This window comes from Kitasatospora sp. MY 5-36 (assembly GCF_001182915.1).
In the GTDB taxonomy this organism is placed as follows: Bacteria; Actinomycetota; Actinomycetes; order Streptomycetales; family Streptomycetaceae; genus Kitasatospora.
This window is the reverse complement of the sequence record NZ_LFVW01000208.1, coordinates 1-17,629: the sequence shown is the minus strand read 5'-3', so window position 1 is coordinate 17,629 and position 17,629 is coordinate 1. Positions and strand designations below refer to the sequence as shown.

Below are 17,629 nucleotides of genomic sequence, written 5' to 3'. Positions count from 1 at the left end.
ACGGCGCTGGAGGAGGCGCTGGCGTCGGTCCTGCTGCCCACCTGGCGGGACGTCTGGCAGGGCCTGGACCTGCTGCGCGCCCTGCCGCCGGCCGGTCACCTGGCGGAGCGCTGGACGGGCGACCGCTGGTCCTACACCGGCCACCGGGACCGGCTGGCGGCCGGCGAGCCGCCGCAGCCCCGGCAGGACGACGCCGTCACCGCCGCCCGCAAGCTCGCCCAGCGCGAGCGCGAGCAGGCCCGCCTGGACGTCCAGGAGGCGCTGGACGACCCGCTGGCGATGGCCGAGCACCGGCTGTCCGGCGAGGCGTTCAGCGGCGTGGTGACGGAGGTGGTGCCGGACTGGGACACCACCGGCCGCTCCCCCAAGCCGCGCCCGCTGGTCACCCTGCGCACCGCCGACCGCCCGCACGCGGACCTCGGCCGGGAGGTGCACCGGGTGCACGGCCCGAGCCCGCAGAAGGCCGAGATCGTCGCGGTGGACACCGCCGGGGGCACCCTCACCCTGCGGGTGCTCTCCGGCATGGGCCGCAGGAAGGAGCCGGAGCCGGGCAGCCTGCCCGAGCCCGGCGAGCCGGTCACCTTCACCCTGTTCGAGCTGACGGTGCGCCAGTCCGCGCCGCTGCCCGAGCCGGACGACACCCCCTGGACCCACGGCGGCCCGCCCGGCGCCGCGCCCGTACCCGCCCCGTCCGTCTCCGAGGAGTGGGAGTGATGACCGCCTCGATCCCCGAGCAGGCCCCGGGCGCGGCCGCCGACGCCGCGGTGGCCCGGATCCTGGCGGCCACCGTCCGTCCGCCGGCCGGCGCCCCGCGCGGCGTGGTGGTGGACTCCCCGCCCGGCGCCGGGAAGTCGACGCTCGTGGTGCGGGCCGCCCGCGAGCTGGTCGGGGCCGGCGAGCGGCTGATGATCGTCGCCCAGACCAACGGCCAGGTGGACGACCTGGTGGGCCGACTGGCCGAGAAAGCGCCGGAGTTGACGATCGGCCGGCTGCACGCCGCGGACTCCCGGCCCGGCCCGGAGGTGCTGAAGCACGCCAACGTCACGCCCTCCGACAAGGTCGCCGACCTGGTCGAGCACGACGTGGTGATCTCCACCTCGGCCAAGTGGCAGTGGGTGCGGACGGAGGCGCCCTGGCGGCACGCGATCGTCGACGAGGCGTACCAGATGCGCTCGGACGCCCTGCTCGCGGTGGCCCGGCTGTTCGAGCGGGCGCTGTTCGTCGGCGACCCGGGCCAGCTGGACCCGTTCACCGTGGTCGGCACCGAGCAGTGGGCCGGGCTGTCGTACGACCCGTCCGGCAGCGCGGTGGTCACCATGCTGGCGCACAACCCGGAGATCGAGCCGCACCGGCTGCCGGTCTCCTGGCGGCTGCCCGCCAGCGCCGCGCCGCTGATCTCGCGGGCCTTCTACCCGTACACGCCGTTCCGCTCCGGCACCGGCCCGGACGACCGCCGGCTGACGGCCGGCGTCCGCCCGGACGGCTCGGCGCTGGACGCGGTGATCGACCGGGCCGCCGAGCACGGCTGGGCCCTGCTGGAACTGCCCGCCCGGCACACCGTACGGACCGACCCGCAGGCCGTGGCGGCCGTCGCGGCCACCGTCCGCCGACTGCTGGAGCGGGGGCTGACCGCCCACTCCGAGCAGGGCGAGGCCCCGCTCACCGCGGACCGGGTCGCCGTCGGCACCGCCCACCGGGACCAGGCGGCGGCCGTACGCGCGGCCCTGCTCAAGGCGGGCGTGCCGGTGGACGGCGCGGCCGGTCCGGCCGTCACGGTGGACACCGCCAACCGCCTGCAGGGCCGCGAGTACGACGTCACCGTGGTGCTGCACCCGCTCTCCGGGCGCCCCGACGCGACCGCCTTCCACCTGGAGACCGGCCGGCTCTGCGTGCTCGCCTCCCGGCACCGGCACGCCTGCATCGTGGTGGCCCGGGCCGGGATCGCCGAGCTGCTGGACGAGCACCCCGCGACCGAGCCGGTGCAGCTGGGCGTCCCGGTGGCCTTTCCGGACGGCTGGGAGGCCAACCACGAGGTGCTGGAGCACCTGAGCCGCCACCGGGTCCACCTGCGCTGAGGCCCGTCCGCCCGGCCGCCGGGGTCAGTCCTCGGTCTCGCAGACGGCGTAGGCCACCACCGACCCCCGCTCCGCCTGCGCGCTCCAGCCGCGCGCGTCGGCGGTGGGGCCGTCGGCGCGCACCGGACCGTCCGCGTCCGGCTGGAGCCGGTACCCGCCGCCGGTCAGGTGGGTGCCGGCCGGGCAGGTCGCCGTCGAGGCGCCGCCGGGGGCGCTCGGCTCCCCGGTGACCACCAGCGCCGTCTCGGCGGCCGCGGCGGGCGGGGCGACGGAGGCGGCGACCGCGAGCAGGGCGCCCAGCAGGGACAGGACGGACAGGGCGAGGGCCGTCAGGCCTCTTCTCACACGCATGGGGGTTCTCTCCGGTTCGTCGGCTTCATCGGCTGCCTCGGCTTCGTCGGGCAGCCCGGGCGCACCGGGTGCACCGGGCGCACCCGGACAACCGGTTCGCATGCGATCCGGAAGCGCGGCGCACGAGTCGCGCGCCCGGCGTGCGCCGGGGAATAGCGCTCGCGTGCGCACCGTTCCGCTACGGGCCCCCGCCGCGAGACAATGGACGGCGGCCACGACCGGGCGGCGCAGCCCGGAGCAGATTTCCCCCACCCCCACCCGAAACCCGGAGGTGTCCGTCCATGCCCGACTCCCCAGAGTCGTCCGAGCCCACCAGGCGCCTGCGTCCGGTGCAGCTGCTGTTCGAGCCGCAGTCCGCCGAACCCGAGCCGGAACGATTCTTCGACCTGGAGTCGATCGAGGACCCGGCGGAGCTGCTGCGCCGCTCCACGGAGCTGGCCCTGGCCTTCCGGGCCGCCGCCGAGCGGGCCACGGACTTCCAGGCGGTCGCCGCCGCGCAGCTCGCCGACCCGCGCCGGTTCGACGCGCTGTCCGACGCCGAGGTCGCCCGGCGGGCGGACTGGACCCCGGACTACGCCGCGAAGATGATCGAGTACGGCCGCACCCTGCTCCAGTCGCGCCGGCACGAGGACTGAGCGCCCGCGGCCGGACACGGGCCTCTGGCATATGCGCGGCGGGGAAGGGTACGCCGTCCCCCGCCGCGCTGTCCGGCGAACCGCGCTTTCCGTCGCACCGGGGGCGTGCGCCGCACAGGCTGCTCTCCGTGGAGATCTGGACGCAGCAATCGGTGACGCAGCAGTCGGTGTCGTACCCGTCGGTGATGCACCCGTCGGTGGAGTGCGTCGGCGCGGCCGGGGAGGCCTGGCTCGCTTCCGCCAGCGAGTACCCGCGCAGCATGCGCGCCCTGTGGGAGAGCCGCCCCTGGGCGCCCTCGGTACTGCCCTGCGGGCGCGCCTTCGACGTGATCAGCATGCCGGCGCTGTTCGGCCGCCGGGTGCTGGACGAGCTGTGGGCGTCCGGGCCTGGCTGCGGGCCGGTGGCCGTCCACCGGGGGCGGCTGCTGCTGTTCGTCCAGCCGGGCGCGGCGCCCCGGCTGCGCCGGCTGCTGGCCTGGGAGGAGTGGGCCCGGGACGTGCCGCCGCTGCTGTGCCACGGCAAGGGGGACGCGGTGACCGTGCCGCCCCTGCAGCGGATGGTGAACAGCCCGGACTCCCCCGGGCAGGGCGCCGGCCGGTGGATCGTCGCGCCGGAGCGGCGCGACCCCCGGCTGCCCGGCGCCGCGGTGGTGCTGTGGGCCTGCGTCCGGGCGGCGCGCGAGCCGGGCGCGCCGGTTCCCGCCGGGGCGGCCGTCGTGACCGGGGGGTGAACGCGGGGCGGCCGTTATTCGATTTTGGCTCGGCCGCACGGCGCTGCTAGAGTCTTCTCTGTCAGCAGGCGCCGCTAGCTCAGTTGGTTAGAGCAGCTGACTCTTAATCAGCGGGTCCGGGGTTCGAGTCCCTGGCGGCGCACAGACAGTCGGAAGGCCCTTCGCGAGAGCGAAGGGCCTTCCGGCGTTTCGGCGTCTCAACGCTCCGGCGTTCCGGGTTTCCGGGTTTCCAGGGCCGGAGAAGCGTCCCGGGCCGCCCGCCGGAGCGGACGGCCCGGGACGACGCGGGCTCAGCGGCCGCGCAGCGCGCGGTAGCGGGCGACCAGCGCGGCGGTGGAGCTGTCCAGCTGCTCGGTGCCCTCGCCGGTGAGCAGCACCGGCTCGATCCGCTTGGCGAGCACCTTGCCCAGCTCGACGCCCCACTGGTCGAAGGAGTCGATGTTCCAGATCGCGCCCTGGACGAACACCTTGTGCTCGTAGAGGGCGACCAGCTGGCCGAGCACCGAGGGGGTGAGCTCGCCGGCCAGGAGGGTGGTGGTCGGGTGGTTGCCCTGGAAGGTCTTGTGCGGGACGAGCTCGGCGGGCACGCCCTCGGCCGCGACCTCCTCCGGGGTCTTGCCGAAGGCCAGCGCCTGGGTCTGGGCGAAGAAGTTGGCCAGCAGCAGGTCGTGCTGGGCGACCAGGCCTGCGGGCAGGTCGGCGACCGGCTTGGCGAAGCCGATGAAGTCGGCCGGGATGACCTTGGTGCCCTGGTGCAGCAGCTGGTAGTAGGCGTGCTGGCCGTTGGTGCCGGGGGTGCCCCAGACCACCGGGCCGGTCTGCCAGTCCACCGGGGTGCCGTCGCGGGTCACCGACTTGCCGTTGGACTCCATGTCCAGCTGCTGGAGGTAGGCGGTGAACTTGGACAGGTAGTGCGAGTAGGGCAGCACCGCGTGCGCCTGGGCGTCGAAGAACGCGCCGTACCAGACGCCGAGCAGGCCGAGCAGCAGCGGGACGTTCTGCTCCGGCGGGGCGGTGCGGAAGTGCTCGTCGACCAGGTGGAAGCCGTCCAGCATCTCGCGGAAGGCGTCCGGGCCGATGGCGGTCATCAGCGAGAGGCCGATCGCCGAGTCGTAGGAGTAGCGGCCGCCCACCCAGTCCCAGAACTCGAACATGTTGGCCGTGTCGATGCCGAAGTCCTGCACGCCCCGGGCGTTGGTGGACAGCGCGACGAAGTGCTTGGCCACCGCCTCGGTGCCGGCGCCCAGGCCGCCGAGCAGCCAGTCCCGGGCGGAGACCGCGTTGGTGATGGTCTCGATGGTGGTGAAGGTCTTCGAGGCGACGATGAACAGCGTCTCGGCCGGGTCGAGGTCGCGGACCGCCTCGTGCAGGTCGGCGCCGTCCACGTTGGAGACGAAGCGGACGTCGAGGTCGCGCTTGCTGTACGAGCGGAGCACCTCGTAGGCCATCGCCGGGCCGAGGTCGGAGCCGCCGATGCCGATGTTGACGACGGTGCGGATCGGCTTGCCGGTGTGGCCCTTCCACTCGCCGCTGCGGACCCGGTCGGCGAAGGCGGCCATCTTGTCGAGGACGGCGTGCACCGCGGGCACCACGTTCTCGCCGTCGACCTCGACCACGGCGCCGCGCGGGGCGCGCAGCGCCGTGTGCAGGACCGCCCGGTGCTCGGTGTTGTTGATCTTCTCGCCGCGGAACATCGCGTCCCGCAGCTCGGCGACACCGGTGGCGGCGGCCAGCTCGCGCAGCAGCCCCAGCGTCTCGTCGGTGACCAGGTGCTTGGCGTAGTCCACGTGCAGGTCGCCGACCTGGAGCGTGTAGCGGCGGCCGCGCTCCGGGTCGGCGGCGAACAGCTCGCGCAGGTGGGTGGCGCCCAGTTCGGTCCGGTGCTTGGCCAGGGCGGCCCACTGCGGGGTGCGGTCGAGCGGGGTGCGGGCGTCGGCGCGGGTCTCCGACATCGGTGGGTCCTCGATTCATCTGGGTGCAGAAACCGGCAGGGCCAGGCGTGAGGGTTCGCCGAGGTCGTGCGGGTACTGGTGGTGCGCCGACTCCGTTGACGGCCTGCCCGGGTTCAGCCTATGCAACCCCGGGGCCGGTCGTGCGCATTCCGCCCGGCCCCGGCTGCCGCCCCGTCACTTCCGTTCGGAGCGCAGGTCGAGTCCGCGCAGCACCTCGTCGACCAGCTCCGGATCGGCGCCGGGCTCGCTGCGGGCGGCGAGCATCTCGCGGCGGGAGGCGGCGATCATCTCCTGCTCGACGTCCCGGGCGGCCCGCCACTGGGCCATCCGCAGCTTGGCCTCGGCGGCCTCCTCCTCGGCGTAGTTCTCCGGGCAGAGCCGGGCCAGCCGGTCGTGCTGACGGTCCCGCAGGCGGTCGGCGACCTCGGCGGGCAGCCGGTCCTGCTCCTCCAGTTCGCCGAGCCGGTTGAGCCCGGCCTTGGCGGCCCGCCACCAGAGCTGGCGCACCGCCTGCTCGTGCTTGTCCTGGTCGATGTCCAGCTCGAACCGCTTGGCCAGCCAGGGCAGGGTGAGGCCCTGCACCAACAGGGTGAAGAGCACCACGCTGAAGGCGATGAAGACCAGCCGGCCGCGCTCGGGGAAGTCCTCGCCGGAGTGCAGGGTGAGCGGGATGGCGAGCGCCAGGGCGACGGTGGCCACGCCGCGCATGCCGGACCACCAGAGGATCACGCTCTCCTTCCAGCTGAACGGCGTGTCCTCCTCGTCGCCGGAGCGCAGCCGCTTCGACAGCCAGCCGGCCGGCAGCAGCCAGAGCAGCCGGACCGCCACGACCACCGCGATGACCACGGCGGCATCGCCGATGAAGCCGGTCCAGCCGCGGCCGGCCTCCTTGAGCACGGTGGCCAGCTCCAGGCCGATCAGTCCGAAGGCGACGCCGGTGATCAGGATCTCGACCACCTCCCAGAAGGCGTTGCCGACCAGCCGGTAGGCGACGGCGTCCGCGTCGGAGGCCCGCTCGGCGAGGTAGAGCGCGCAGACCACGACGGCGAGCACGCCGGAGCCGTGGATCTCCTCGGCCAGGGTGTAGGCGGCGAAGGGCACCAGCAGGTTGAGCGCGACCTGCTGGGTCGGGTCGTCCAGGCGCTCGGCGAGCTTGGTGTTGACCCAGCCGAGCGCGACGCCGACCACCACGGCCAGCACCGCGGACAGCACGAAGCGCAGCACCGCGTCGCCGCCCGAGAAGTCGCCGCTGACCATGGCCTCGATGGACAGCGAGTAGATGACGATCGCGGTGACGTCGTTGAACAGCCCCTCGCTCTCCAGGATCGCCACCAGGCGGCGGGGCAGCCCGACGCTGCCGGCCACCGCGACGGCGGCGACCGGGTCGGGCGGGGAGACCAGCGCGCCGACCGCGATGGCGGCGGCCAGCGGCAGGGCGGGCAGCAGCCAGTGCACGGCACCGGCCACGGCGACCGTGGTGACCACCACCAGGCCGATCGCCAGCAGCAGGATCGAGCGGGCGTTGGCCTTGAAGTAGCGCACCGAGGAGCGCCGGGCCACCGCGAAGATCAGCGGCGGCAGGACCAGCGGGAGGATCAGCTCGGGTTCGATGCTGACGTCCGGGATCTGCGGGACGAGCGCCATGACGATGCCGAGCAGGGTCATCAGCACCGGTTGTGGCACTCCGGTCTTCCGACCGAGCGGCATGGTCACCACGGAGGCGAGCAGCACCAGGAAGAACAGGGGCAGCTGGCCCACGGGGAGGTTCCTCTCGACGACGGACGGCTGAGCGCCGTCCAGGATAAATCTGACAATGCGCCCATCAGTGTCGACACGCTGAACAAAAGCTTGACCTCAAGCGCACTTCAGGCCCGAGGATCGTCGACAACGGATGGATCAAGAAGGCTCACGAAGGTTCGAGAAGGATCGAGAAGGGGCGGGAAAAGGCATGAAAGCGGTCACCGTGACGGGGAGCGGCGGTCCTGAGGTCCTACGGGTCACCGAGGTGCCCGACCCGGAGCCCGGGCCGGGCGAGGTACGGGTACGGGTGTACACGGCCGGGGTGCAGCCGGTGGACCTCGCGATCCGGGAGGGGTTCCGTCCGCCGGGCCTGGCGGTCGAGCCGCCGTTCGTCCTCGGCAACGAGTTCGCCGGGGTGGTGGACGCCCTCGGTCCGGACGCCGGCGACTGGCGGGTCGGGGACGAGGTGCTGGGCTTCCGGGTGCTGGGCTGCCAGGCCGACCGGGTCGTGGTCGACGCCGGCCGGCTGGTCGCCAAGCCCGCCGGGATGCCGTGGGAGCAGGCCGGCTCGCTCTCCGCCTCCGGCCAGACCGCGCACCTGGCGCTCACCGAGCTGGGCGTCGGCCCGGGCGACACCGTGCTGGTGCACGGCGCCGCGGGCGGGGTCGGCACGGTCGCCGTCCAGCTGGCCCGCGCCTGGGGTGCCACCGTGGTCGGCACCGCGAGCGAGCGCAACCACGCGTACCTGCGGGAGCTGGGCGCGGTACCGGTCACGTACGGCGAGGGGCTGGTGGAGCGGGTCCGGGCGGCGGCGCCGCAGGGGGTGACCGCGGCCTTCGACGCCGCCGGGCGGGGCGCCCTGGAGGCCTCCGTCGAACTGGTCGCCGACCGGGACCGGATCGGCACCGTGGTCGACTACCCGGGCGCCGAGCGGCTGGGCGTCCGGCAGCTGCGGGGCGAGCGGACGGCCGGGCGGCTGGCCGAGCTGGTGAAGCTCTGGGAGGCCGGCGCACTGCGGCTGGAGGTCGAGGAGTCGTTCCCGATCGAGCGGGTCGCCCAGGCCCACCGGCTGGTCGGCTCCGGGCACGTCCGGGGCAAGGTGGTGCTGACCATGTGAGCGCGCCGGGCTCCCCGCCCCGGGCCGATTGTGAGTTTCAGCCGCTGACCAGGTAATGTTCTCCACGTCAGCAGGCGCCGCTAGCTCAGTTGGTTAGAGCAGCTGACTCTTAATCAGCGGGTCCGGGGTTCGAGTCCCTGGCGGCGCACAGACAGCCGGAAGGCCCTTCGCGAGAGCGGGGGGCCTTCCGGCGTTTCGGCGTACGCCCGCGCGGTTTCCGCCGTACGCCCGCGCGCCCCTCCGGTCCCGCGCCGCCGCACGCGCCCCCGCCCTCGCACCCGCACGCGCCGGATGGCAGGAAAGGTGGGAAGCAGGTCATTGCTGCCACCGCTCCCCGTTGGGAGGCTGGCCGTATGAGAGCGCACAGCGTGGTCATCGTCCTCTTCGAGGGCGTGCAGAGCCTCGATGTGACCGGCCCCCTGGAGGTGTTCGCGGGGGCGGGCCGGGCCGCCGGGCAGCCCGCGGCCTACCGGGTCACCACCGCCTCCCCCGGCGGCGGGCCGGTGCGCAGCCACAGCGGACTGCGGCTGCTGCCGGACGCGGACCTGGCCGGGGTCGGGCCGGTGGACACCCTGCTGGTTCCCGGCGGGATGGACACCGGGCGCCCGGACCCGGCCCTGGTGGAGCGGATCCGGGAGCTGGCCGGAGCGGCCGAGCGGGTGGTGTCGGTGTGCACCGGGGCCTTCCTGCTCGCCGAGGCCGGACTGCTGGCCGGGCGCCGGGCGACCACCCACTGGGCCTACGGCGAGGAGCTGGCCCGGCGGTTCCCCGACGTCGAGGTGGACCCGGACCCGATCCACGTCCGGGACGGGCGGATCGCCACCTCGGCCGGGGTCACCGCCGGGATCGACCTGGCGCTGGCCCTGGTCGAGGAGGACCTCGGACGCGAGACGGCCCTGCTGGTCGCCCGCCACCTGGTGGTCTTCCTGCGCCGGCCGGGCAACCAGGCCCAGTTCAGCACCCAGCTGGCCGCCCAGGTGGCGGCCCGGCAGCCGCTGCGCGAGGTGCAGCGGTGGATCGCCGAGCACCCGGAGGCCGACCTCTCGGTCGAGGCGCTGGCCGACCGGTCGGCGCTGTCGCCGCGGCACTTCGCCCGGGCCTTCGCCGCCGAGGTGGGGGTGACCCCGGGCCGGTACGTGGACGGGGTCCGGCTGGAGGCCGCCCGGCGACTGCTGGAGGACACCGACCACGGCATCGAGGAGATCGCGCGCTCCTGCGGCTACGGCACCCCGGAGGCGATGCGGCGCGCCTTCGTCCGGGCCCTGGCCGCCCCGCCCGCCGAGTACCGACGCCGCTTCCGACCCGAACCCACTGGAGGTCACTGATGCGCATCGCCATCCTGCTCTACCCCGAGTTCACCACCCTGGACGCGGTCGGCCCGTACGAGGTGCTGTCCCGGCTCCCCGGCGCCGAGGTGGTGTTCGCCGCCGCCGAACGGGGGCCGGTCCGCAACGACGTGCACAGCCTGGCGCTCACCGCGGACGCCGCCCTGGACGAGGTCGACTCGGCCGACCTGCTGCTGGTGCCCGGCGGGCCCGGGACGGAGGCCCAGCTGAAGGACCGGGCCGTGCTCGACTGGGTGCGCCGGATCGACGCGACCACCACCTGGACCACCTCGGTCTGCTCCGGCTCGCTGATCCTGGGCGCCGCCGGGCTGCTGGAGGGCCGCCGGGCCACCTCCCACTGGGGCGTCCTCGACCGGCTGCCCGGGTACGGGGCGGAGCCGACCGGGACGGAGCGGGTCGTCATCGACGGCAAGTACGCCATCGCCGCCGGGGTCTCGGCCGGGATCGACCTCGCGCTGACGCTGGCCGGCCGGATCGCCGGGGACACCGTCGCCCAGGCGATCCAGCTGCTGATCGAGTACGACCCCCAGCCGCCGTACGACTCCGGCGCGCTCGCGAAGGCGTCCCCCGAGGTGGTCGAGGAGGTGAACCGGCTGATGCGGGGCTAACCCCGCACCGACGGGAAGGCGTGCCGGCGGGCGGCGGTGGCCACGGCGAGGACGGGGAGCATCAGCGCGAGCACCGTCCAGGGCAGGGCGCCGGTGCCCAGGCCGCTCAGGACCAGGCCGCCGAGCACGCCGCCGCCCGCCATCGCGGCGTTCCACAGGGTCACCAGGACGGCTTGGGCGGCGTCCGCCCGCTCCCCGCCCGCGTCGCCGAGGGCGGTCTGGAGCAGGGTCGGGGCGCCGCCCCAGCCGAGGCCCCAGAACAGCGCCGCGGCGTACACCAGCGGCGTGCTGCCGGACGCCACCGCGAGGACGGCCGCGGTCACGGCGACCAGCAGCGCGCCGCCGATCGTCAGCTGCCGCAGCCGGCGGTGGATGTGGGCGCCGACCAGCCAGACGCTCGCCAGCGAGGCCAGCCCGAAGACCAGCAGCACGGTGCCGGTGGCGCCGCCGAGGCCGGCCCGGTCCAGGAAGGGCGCGATGTAGGTGAACAGGATGGTGTGCGCGAGCACCCAGAGCACCGTCACGGTGAGCACCGGCCGGACGCCGGGCACGGTGAGCGCGTCCCGGACCGGTGTCCGCTCACCGGCCGGCTGCCCGGGCTGGTCCGGCAGCAGCGCCGCGATCCAGCCGATCACGGCGACCGCCAGTGCCGTCATGGCCAGGAAGGGCACCCACCAGGCGAGCACCTGCCCGAGGAAGGTGCCGACCGGCACTCCCAGCGACAGCGCGACCGGCACGCCCGCCATCGCCACCGCCATGGCCCGGCCCTGCTGGTCGACCGGCACCAGCCGGCGCGCGTACCCCGCCAGCAGGGCCCAGGCGAGGCCGGCCGCGACGCCCGCGAGGAAGCGGGCGGCGAGCGTGAGCGGGTAGTTGGTGGAGACCGCGGTGACGGTGTTGGCCACCGCGAAGCCCGCCATCGCGGTGAGCAGCAGCCGCTTGCGGCCCCAGCCGGCGGTGGCCGCGCTGAGCGGGATCGCGGTGACGGCGGAGCCGATCGCGTAGACGGTGACGGTCTGCCCGGCCGCGGACTCGCTGACCCCGAGCGCCTCGCTCATCCCGGGCAGCACCCCGGCGGGCAGGTTCTCGGTGAGGCCGGTGACGAAGACGGCGGTGGCCAGGGCGAGCAGGGCGGGGAGCGGGAAGGGCTTGGGGGGTACCGGGGTGGTGAGCTGTGTGGTCGCCATGGGGACCATGCTTGGACCTCACACCGGTGTCAGGTTCAAGCACGGTCCCACGGGCGGCCGGGTCAGCGGATCAGCCGGCCCGGGACTCGGCTGCTCAGCGGCCGAAGTAGCCGTTGAAGTTCTTGGAGAACTCCTGGCCGCCGAACCGGTCCCAGTTGATCGACCAGGTCATCAGCCCGCGCAGGTTCGGCTGCGCGCCCGAACGCGGCACGTAGGTCCCGCAGTTGGCCAGCTTGGTGAGGCAGTCGAGCGCCTTGTTCACCTCGGCCGGGGCGACGTAGCCGTTGCCCGCGTTGGTGGTGGCCGGCATGCCGATGGCGACCTTGGAGGCGGGCAGCGCCGGGAACACGTTGTTCGCGTTGCCCGCCACCGGGAAGCCCTTGAGCAGCATGTCGGTCATCGCGACGTGGAAGTCGGCGCCGCCCATCGAGTGGTACTGGTTGTCCAGGCCCATGATGGAGCCGGAGTTGTAGTCCTGGACGTGCAGCAGGGTGAGGTCGTCGCGCAGCGCGTGGATGACCGGCAGGTACGCCCCGGCGCGCGGGTCCTGGCCGCCCCAGGGGCCGGATCCGTAGTACTGGTAGCCGAGTTGGACGAAGAAGGTCTCCGGCGCCATGGTCAGCACGAAGCCCGGGCCGTACTTGGCCTTGAGGGTCTTCACCGCGGAGATCAGGTTGACGATGACCGGGCTGGTCGGGTTCCTGAAGTCGGTGTCACCGGTGTTGAGGGAGAGCGAGTGGCCCTCGAAGTCGATGTCCAGGCCGTCCAGGCCCCACTTGTCGATGATCGCCGAGACCGAGCTGACGAAGGTGTCCCGGGCGGCGGTGCTGGTCAGCTGGACCTGGCCGTTCTGGCCGCCGATCGAGATCAGCACCTTCTTGCCCTGGGCCCGCTTGGCGGCGATGGCGGCCTTGAACTCGTCGTCCGACTCGACGGTCGGGCACTCGGTGGCCGGGCAGCGGTTGAAGCGGATGTCGCCGGAGGTGACGGAGGTGGGCTCGCCGAAGGACAGGTTGATGAAGTCCCAGGAGTTCGGGACGTCGGCCATCCGGGTGTAGCCGGCGCCGTTGGCGAAGCTGGCGTGCAGGTAGCCGACCAGGGCGTGGCTGCCGGCGGGCGGGCTGGTGGGCGTCCCCGTGGGGGTGCCCGTGGGCGTGCCGGTCGGGGTGCCGGTGGGCGTACCGGTCGGTGTGCCCGTCGGGGTCGCGGTCGGCGAGGCGGTCGGCGAGGCCGTCCCGGTGGGCGTCGGCGTGGGCGTCGGGCTGGGCGCGCCCGGCCCGTCCAGCGAGATGTCGTCCGCGTAGTAGGTGCCCTGGCCGTACCAGCCGTGGGTGTAGACGGTGGCGCTGGTCTGGGTGGCGCCGGTGGTGAAGCTGAGGCTGAGCTTCTGGTACGAGCCGCCGGTGCCCGGGGTCCAGGTGCTCGGGCCGCCGCCGTCCACGCCCAGGTAGACGTACGAGCCGTTGACGTAGGCGCTGAGCGTGTAGGTGGCGTTCGGGGCGACGGTGACGGTCTGGCCGCACTGGGCGGTGTCGCCGGCCGTGGCGGCCGCGGCGAGCGCGCGACCGCCGCCGTGCACCGGGCTGGTGACGACGCTGCCGGAGTTGCCGGAGCAGCTCCAGGGGCCGAGTGAGCCGGACTCGAAGCCGCCGTTGACCAGGAACTCGCCGGCCGAGGCGGTGGGCGCCAGGCCGAGTGTGACGCCGACCAGCGTGGCCGCGGCGACGGCGGAGGCGGTGCCGGCCGCGATGGTGGCGCGGCGTTGTCCGGGAAGGGTTCTGCGCATGCGGGTGCTCCTGCGATGGCGCGGTCGTGGGGGACGTCCGAGGGCACGCCGGAGCACGGGCCAGTGGGGGGAACGGCCCGGCCTGGCACCCAAGTTGGACTAGACCACTGAAGTGGATCCGGCCGGGAGGTGTCAATGGTCCAGACCGGTTCGGGCGGCCCCGGCCCACCGGCGCCCGGCCGCCCCCGGCCACCCCCGGTTGCCTCCGGTTGCCGGAGGTGACACCCCGTCGAAGGATGGAGGCGTGACCCCGCCCGGCTACCTCCGCCCCCCCCACCTGCACGGCGGCCTGCTCACCTTCACCGCCGAGGACGACGTCTGGATCGCCCCGCTGGACGCCGACGGCGGCGGCACCGGCCGGGCCTGGCGGGTCGGCTGCGACCGCACCCGGGTCAGCCACCCCCGCTTCTCCCCCGACGGCACCACCCTCGCCTGGACCAGCTGGCTCGCCCTGACCCCCGAGGTGTGGACCGCCCCGGTCGAGGGCGGCCCGGCGGACCGGCTCAGCTTCTGGGGCAGCCAGGACACCCGGGTGCGCGGCTGGCTGCCGGACGGCGAGGTGCTGGCCGTCACCTCCTACCACGAGCCCTTCGGCCACTACACCTGGGCGCACGCCCTGCCGCCGGACGGCTCCCCCGGCCGCCGGATGCCCTGGGGGCCGGTCGGCGACGCCCAGATGAGCCGCGAGCGGACCGTACTGCTCACCGGCGCCGCCCCGCACGGGCCTGCCGCCTGGAAGCGCTACCGGGGCGGCGCCACCGGCCGGCTCTGGGTGGACGGCGACCGGATCCTGCCCGGGCACACCGGGCACCTCGCCGCGCCGATGCCGGTCGGCGGCCCGCTCGGCGACCGGATCGCCTTCCTCTCCGACCACGAGGGCATCGGCAACGTCTACTCCTGCCGCCCGGACGGCACCGACCTGCGCCGGCACACCGACCACGCCTCCTACTACGCCCGCGAGGCCGCCACCGACGGCACCCGGATCGTCTACCAGCACGCCGGCGACCTCTGGCTGCTGGACGACCTGGCCGCCCCCGCCCCGCGCCGGCTGCACGTCCCGCTCGGCGGCGCCCGGGCCGGCCGCCGCCCGTACCAGGTCAGCGCCGCCGGCCAGGTCAAGGACCTCGCCTGCGACCAGACCGGCCGGGCCGGGGTGGTCACCGTGCGCGGCAGCCAGTACTGGCTCACCCACAAGGACGGCCCGGCCCGGGCGCTCGCCGACACCCCCGGGGTGCGCACCCGGCTGCCGGTGGTGCTCGGGCACACCGGCGAGGCGGCCTGGGTCACCGACGCCGAGGGCGCCGACGCGATCGAGGTGGTGCCGCTGCCGGGGCACCCCCGCTCGGAGCAGCACCGCCACCGGGTGCTCGCCGCCGGGCGGATCGGCCGCGTCCTGGAGCTCACCGCCTCCCCCGACGGCAGCCGGCTCGCCGCCACCACCTCGGACGGGCGGCTGCTGCTGGTCTCCGCCGCCGACGGCGGGGTGCGCGAACTGGCCGCCTCCGGCTACGGGCCGGTCACCGGCGCCCGCTTCTCCCCCGACTCGCACTGGACCGCCTGGTCCGAGCCGGTCGCCGGGCGCTCGCTGCGCCGCATCCGGCTCACCCGCGCCGACGCGTCCGCGGCGACCACCGACGTCACCGACGGCCGGTTCGAGGACGAGCAGCCGGTGTTCACCCGGGACGGCCGCTACCTGGCCTTCCTGTCCTGGCGCGGCTTCGACCCGGTCCACGACGTGCACACCGGCGACCTCTCCTTCCCGGTCGGCTGCCGCCCGTACCTCGTCCCGCTCGCCGCCGACACCCCCTCACCGTTCACCGCCCCGCCCGAGGACGGCGCCGCGCACGGCGAAGGCGGCGACGGCACCGTCCGGGTCGACCCGGAGGGCATCGGCGAGCGGCTGCTCCAGTTCCCGGTGATCGCCTCCAAGTACTCGGCCACCGACGCGGTGCGCGGCGGGCTGGTCTGGCTGCGCTGGCCGATCTCCGGCACCCTCGGGCAGACCTTCGCCAGCCCGGAGGACACCTCGGGGCGCCCCTCGCTGGAGCACTTCGACCTGGCCCGGGGCACCCGCAGCACGCTGGTCGACAAGCTGGACGGCTACGCGGTCTCCGGGGACGGCGGCTCGATCGCGGTCTACTCGGCCGGGACGCTGCGGGTGGTCCCGGTCGCCGCCCCCGCCGCCGGCACCACCGTCGACCTGCGCCGGATCACCCACACCGTGCACCCGGCCGCCGAGTGGCGCCAGGCCTACCACGAGGCGGCCCGGATCGTCCGGGACCAGTTCTGGGACGAGCGGATGTCCGGCCTGGACTGGCCCGCGCTGGTCGCCCAGTACGAGCCGCTGCTGGACCGGGTCTGCTCCCCCGACGACTTCGCCGACCTGCTGCGCGAACTCCTCGGCGAACTCGGCACCTCGCACGCCTACGTCACCCCCTCCCGGCGCGCCGAGGGCCCGGTGCTCGCCCAGCAGCCGCTCGGCCTGCTCGGCGCCAACGCCCACCGCTCCCCCGACGGCCGCTGGCTGGTCGACCGGGTGCTGCCCGGCGAGACCTCCGACCCGCGCGCCCGCGCCCCGCTCGCCGCCCAGGGCGTGCGGGACGGCGACGAGTTCCTGGAGGTCGGCGGCCGCCCGGTGGACCCGCTGCGCGGACCGCTGCCGCTGCTGGCCGGCACCGGCGGCACGACGCTCGAACTGGCCCTGCGCGGCGCCCCGGACGGCCCGGTGCGGCGGATCGTGATCACCCCGCTGGTCGACGAACGGCCCATCCGCTACCAGGACTGGGTGGCCAAACGGCGTTCCCTCGTCCGCGAGTTCAGCGACGGGCGGTGCGGCTACCTGCACATCCCGGACCTCGGCGGCTCCGGCTGGGCGCAGTTCAACCGGGACCTGCGGCGCGAACTGGACAAGCCCGCGCTGGTCCTGGACGTCCGCGGCAACGCCGGCGGCAACGTCTCCGAACTCGTCCTGGAGAAGCTCTCCCGGCACGTCCTGGCCTGGGACTTCACCCGGGACCGCCGCCCGGTCCGCTGGCCCCGGCACGCACCGCGCGGACCGCTGGTGGCGCTGGCCGACGAGGCCACCAGCTCCGACGGCGACGTGATCATCGCGGCGATCAAGCTGCTCGGACTCGGCCCGGTGATCGGCGCCCGCACCTGGGGCGGGGTGGTCGGGATGAGCGGACGGCACACCCTCGGCGACGGCACCCAGATCTCGGTGCCGAAGAACGCCTCCTGGTTCGGCGGCGGGCTCGGCTGGACGGTGGAGAACCGGGGCGTCGAACCGGACGTGCACGTGCTGCGCACCCCGCGCGACTGGGCCCGGGGGCGCCACCCGGAGCTGGTCGCCGCCGTCCAGCTGGCCCTGGAGCTGCTGGAGGACGCCCCCGCCGCCGAGCCGCCGTCCGCCGACACCCCCCGGCCGGACCTGCGCCGCCCGCCGCTGCCGCCGCGTACGGCCTGAGCTCCGGGCTCAGCCCCAGGGGTCGCCCTCGGCGGTCATGTTCTCGGCGGCGCGCCGGTCGGCCTCCTCCTGGGCGAGCCGTTCCTGCTGCTCCCGGGTGCGCTCGATGTCGTCGCCGTACGCGTCGGCGGCCTCGTCGTGGGCGAGGGCGGCCCGCTGGGCGGACTCCTGCCCGACGGACTCGTGCTGCGGCCGGTGGAACAACCTGTCGAAGATGCCCATGGCTCCTCCTCCGGGGGGAACGACGGAATGCCGGGCTGTCCCCCACTCTCACACCGGGCACGGACGGACGCACCTTGAGCCTTTGGTCCCTGGTGAACGCGTCCAAGGGCCGTAGCCGGGAGCCGCCGGACGGGCGGAGGGTGGTGGCCGTCGGCGACATCCACGCCACCCCCTGGAGCCCGCAGTGACCGTCGTACACCCCGGAAGCCCCGCCCGGCGCACCGCCGAGGACCAGCACGACGGACCGCGCCGGCGGGTCGGCCCGCTGGCCGCCCTGGACGGCCGGCTGCCCGGCACCCACGACCTGCTGCTGATGCAGTGCCCCAGCTCGCTGCGGCCCCTCGCGGGCGGCGAACTGCCGGACTGGGCACGGGCCGTGCTGCGGGCGCACCCCTGGGTGACAGTCGGCCGGGCGC

Annotated in this window: 14 protein-coding genes, 2 tRNA genes and 1 pseudogene; 11 read left to right on the top strand and 6 right to left on the bottom strand. The window is 74.8% G+C overall.

The annotated features are described in order from the left end of the window. Both AE652_RS15460 and AE652_RS15455 read left to right on the top strand, forming a co-directional pair. Positions 1-714, top strand: a pseudogene (locus AE652_RS15460) (hypothetical protein); the annotation flags it as partial. Further along, positions 714-2,075, top strand: coding sequence for an AAA family ATPase (locus AE652_RS15455; RefSeq protein WP_049651949.1), 1,362 nt, complete (start codon positions 714-716; stop codon positions 2,073-2,075). The pseudogene AE652_RS15460 and the gene AE652_RS15455, both read left to right, overlap by 1 nt. A gap of 24 nt (positions 2,076-2,099) precedes the next feature. On the opposite strand, the gene AE652_RS15450 is transcribed toward AE652_RS15455, so the two are convergent. Next, the gene (locus AE652_RS15450) at positions 2,100-2,426 is read right to left on the bottom strand and encodes a hypothetical protein (protein WP_049651948.1); all 327 of its coding nucleotides are present in this window, start codon (positions 2,424-2,426) and stop codon (positions 2,100-2,102) included. Positions 2,427-2,707: 281 nt separating this feature from the next. Here AE652_RS15450 and AE652_RS15445 point away from each other — a divergent pair, with 281 nt between their 5' ends. The 3 genes from AE652_RS15445 to AE652_RS15435 all read left to right on the top strand — a co-directional run bounded on the left by AE652_RS15445 (position 2,708) and on the right by AE652_RS15435 (position 3,934). Further along, a complete protein-coding gene (locus AE652_RS15445) occupies positions 2,708-3,061 on the top strand; it encodes a hypothetical protein (protein ID WP_049651947.1) in 354 nt (117 codons plus the stop codon). Between the two features lie 185 nt (positions 3,062-3,246). Continuing rightward, positions 3,247-3,792, top strand: a complete 546-nt coding sequence (locus tag AE652_RS15440; protein WP_049651953.1) for a bifunctional DNA primase/polymerase — start codon at positions 3,247-3,249, stop codon at positions 3,790-3,792. Between the two features lie 68 nt (positions 3,793-3,860). Next, a tRNA-Lys gene (locus AE652_RS15435) sits at positions 3,861-3,934 on the top strand. 148 nt (positions 3,935-4,082) lie between these two features. On the opposite strand, the gene pgi is transcribed toward AE652_RS15435, so the two are convergent. Both pgi and AE652_RS15425 read right to left on the bottom strand, forming a co-directional pair. Next, entirely contained in the window at positions 4,083-5,744 is a 1,662-nt protein-coding gene (gene pgi, locus AE652_RS15430; protein WP_049651946.1) for a glucose-6-phosphate isomerase, read from the bottom strand. Between the two features lie 174 nt (positions 5,745-5,918). After that, positions 5,919-7,502, bottom strand: a complete 1,584-nt coding sequence (locus AE652_RS15425) for a Na+/H+ antiporter (protein WP_074005109.1) — start codon at positions 7,500-7,502, stop codon at positions 5,919-5,921. A gap of 190 nt (positions 7,503-7,692) precedes the next feature. On the opposite strand from AE652_RS15425, the gene AE652_RS15420 reads away from it, so the two are divergent. The 4 genes from AE652_RS15420 to AE652_RS15405 all read left to right on the top strand — a co-directional run bounded on the left by AE652_RS15420 (position 7,693) and on the right by AE652_RS15405 (position 10,555). Next, entirely contained in the window at positions 7,693-8,601 is a 909-nt protein-coding gene (locus AE652_RS15420; RefSeq protein ID WP_049651945.1) for an NADP-dependent oxidoreductase, read from the top strand. 74 nt (positions 8,602-8,675) lie between these two features. Next, positions 8,676-8,749 (top strand) — tRNA-Lys (locus tag AE652_RS15415). Positions 8,750-8,954: 205 nt separating this feature from the next. Beyond that, entirely contained in the window at positions 8,955-9,926 is a 972-nt protein-coding gene (locus AE652_RS15410) for a GlxA family transcriptional regulator (protein WP_049651944.1), read from the top strand. After that, a complete protein-coding gene (locus AE652_RS15405; protein ID WP_049651943.1) occupies positions 9,926-10,555 on the top strand; it encodes a DJ-1/PfpI family protein in 630 nt (209 codons plus the stop codon). Before AE652_RS15410 ends, AE652_RS15405 begins: the two co-directional genes overlap by 1 nt. On the opposite strand, the gene AE652_RS15400 is transcribed toward AE652_RS15405, so the two are convergent. After that, a complete protein-coding gene (locus AE652_RS15400; RefSeq protein ID WP_082345741.1) occupies positions 10,552-11,742 on the bottom strand; it encodes an MFS transporter in 1,191 nt (396 codons plus the stop codon). The two genes, AE652_RS15405 and AE652_RS15400, sit on opposite strands and share 4 nt — an antisense overlap. A 94-nt stretch (positions 11,743-11,836) precedes the next feature. Continuing rightward, the gene (locus AE652_RS15395; RefSeq protein ID WP_049651941.1) at positions 11,837-13,528 is read right to left on the bottom strand and encodes a chitinase; all 1,692 of its coding nucleotides are present in this window, start codon (positions 13,526-13,528) and stop codon (positions 11,837-11,839) included. Between the two features lie 244 nt (positions 13,529-13,772). On the opposite strand from AE652_RS15395, the gene AE652_RS15390 reads away from it, so the two are divergent. Next, on the top strand, positions 13,773-16,991 hold the full coding sequence (locus AE652_RS15390; protein ID WP_234348395.1) for a S41 family peptidase: 3,219 nt from the start codon (positions 13,773-13,775) through the stop codon (positions 16,989-16,991). Positions 16,992-17,000: 9 nt separating this feature from the next. On the opposite strand, the gene AE652_RS15385 is transcribed toward AE652_RS15390, so the two are convergent. After that, the gene (locus AE652_RS15385) at positions 17,001-17,213 is read right to left on the bottom strand and encodes a hypothetical protein (protein WP_049651940.1); all 213 of its coding nucleotides are present in this window, start codon (positions 17,211-17,213) and stop codon (positions 17,001-17,003) included. A gap of 184 nt (positions 17,214-17,397) precedes the next feature. On the opposite strand from AE652_RS15385, the gene AE652_RS15380 reads away from it, so the two are divergent. Continuing rightward, positions 17,398-17,629 (top strand): hypothetical protein (locus AE652_RS15380; protein WP_049651939.1); only part of this gene is annotated, 232 nt, incomplete at its 3' end.

Bases quoted from the DNA above. Each gene is read 5' to 3' on its own strand.
- AE652_RS15455 (WP_049651949.1), top strand. From the start codon at position 714: ATGACCGCCTCGATCCCCGAGCAGGCCCCGGGCGCGGCCGCCGACGCC.
- AE652_RS15450 (WP_049651948.1), bottom strand. From the start codon at position 2,426: ATGCGTGTGAGAAGAGGCCTGACGGCCCTCGCCCTGTCCGTCCTGTCC.
- AE652_RS15445 (WP_049651947.1), top strand. From the start codon at position 2,708: ATGCCCGACTCCCCAGAGTCGTCCGAGCCCACCAGGCGCCTGCGTCCG.
- AE652_RS15440 (WP_049651953.1), top strand. From the start codon at position 3,247: ATGCACCCGTCGGTGGAGTGCGTCGGCGCGGCCGGGGAGGCCTGGCTC.
- pgi (WP_049651946.1), bottom strand. From the start codon at position 5,744: ATGTCGGAGACCCGCGCCGACGCCCGCACCCCGCTCGACCGCACCCCG.
- AE652_RS15420 (WP_049651945.1), top strand. From the start codon at position 7,693: ATGAAAGCGGTCACCGTGACGGGGAGCGGCGGTCCTGAGGTCCTACGG.
- AE652_RS15410 (WP_049651944.1), top strand. From the start codon at position 8,955: ATGAGAGCGCACAGCGTGGTCATCGTCCTCTTCGAGGGCGTGCAGAGC.
- AE652_RS15405 (WP_049651943.1), top strand. From the start codon at position 9,926: ATGCGCATCGCCATCCTGCTCTACCCCGAGTTCACCACCCTGGACGCG.
- AE652_RS15400 (WP_082345741.1), bottom strand. From the start codon at position 11,742: ATGGCGACCACACAGCTCACCACCCCGGTACCCCCCAAGCCCTTCCCG.
- AE652_RS15395 (WP_049651941.1), bottom strand. From the start codon at position 13,528: ATGCGCAGAACCCTTCCCGGACAACGCCGCGCCACCATCGCGGCCGGC.
- AE652_RS15385 (WP_049651940.1), bottom strand. From the start codon at position 17,213: ATGGGCATCTTCGACAGGTTGTTCCACCGGCCGCAGCACGAGTCCGTC.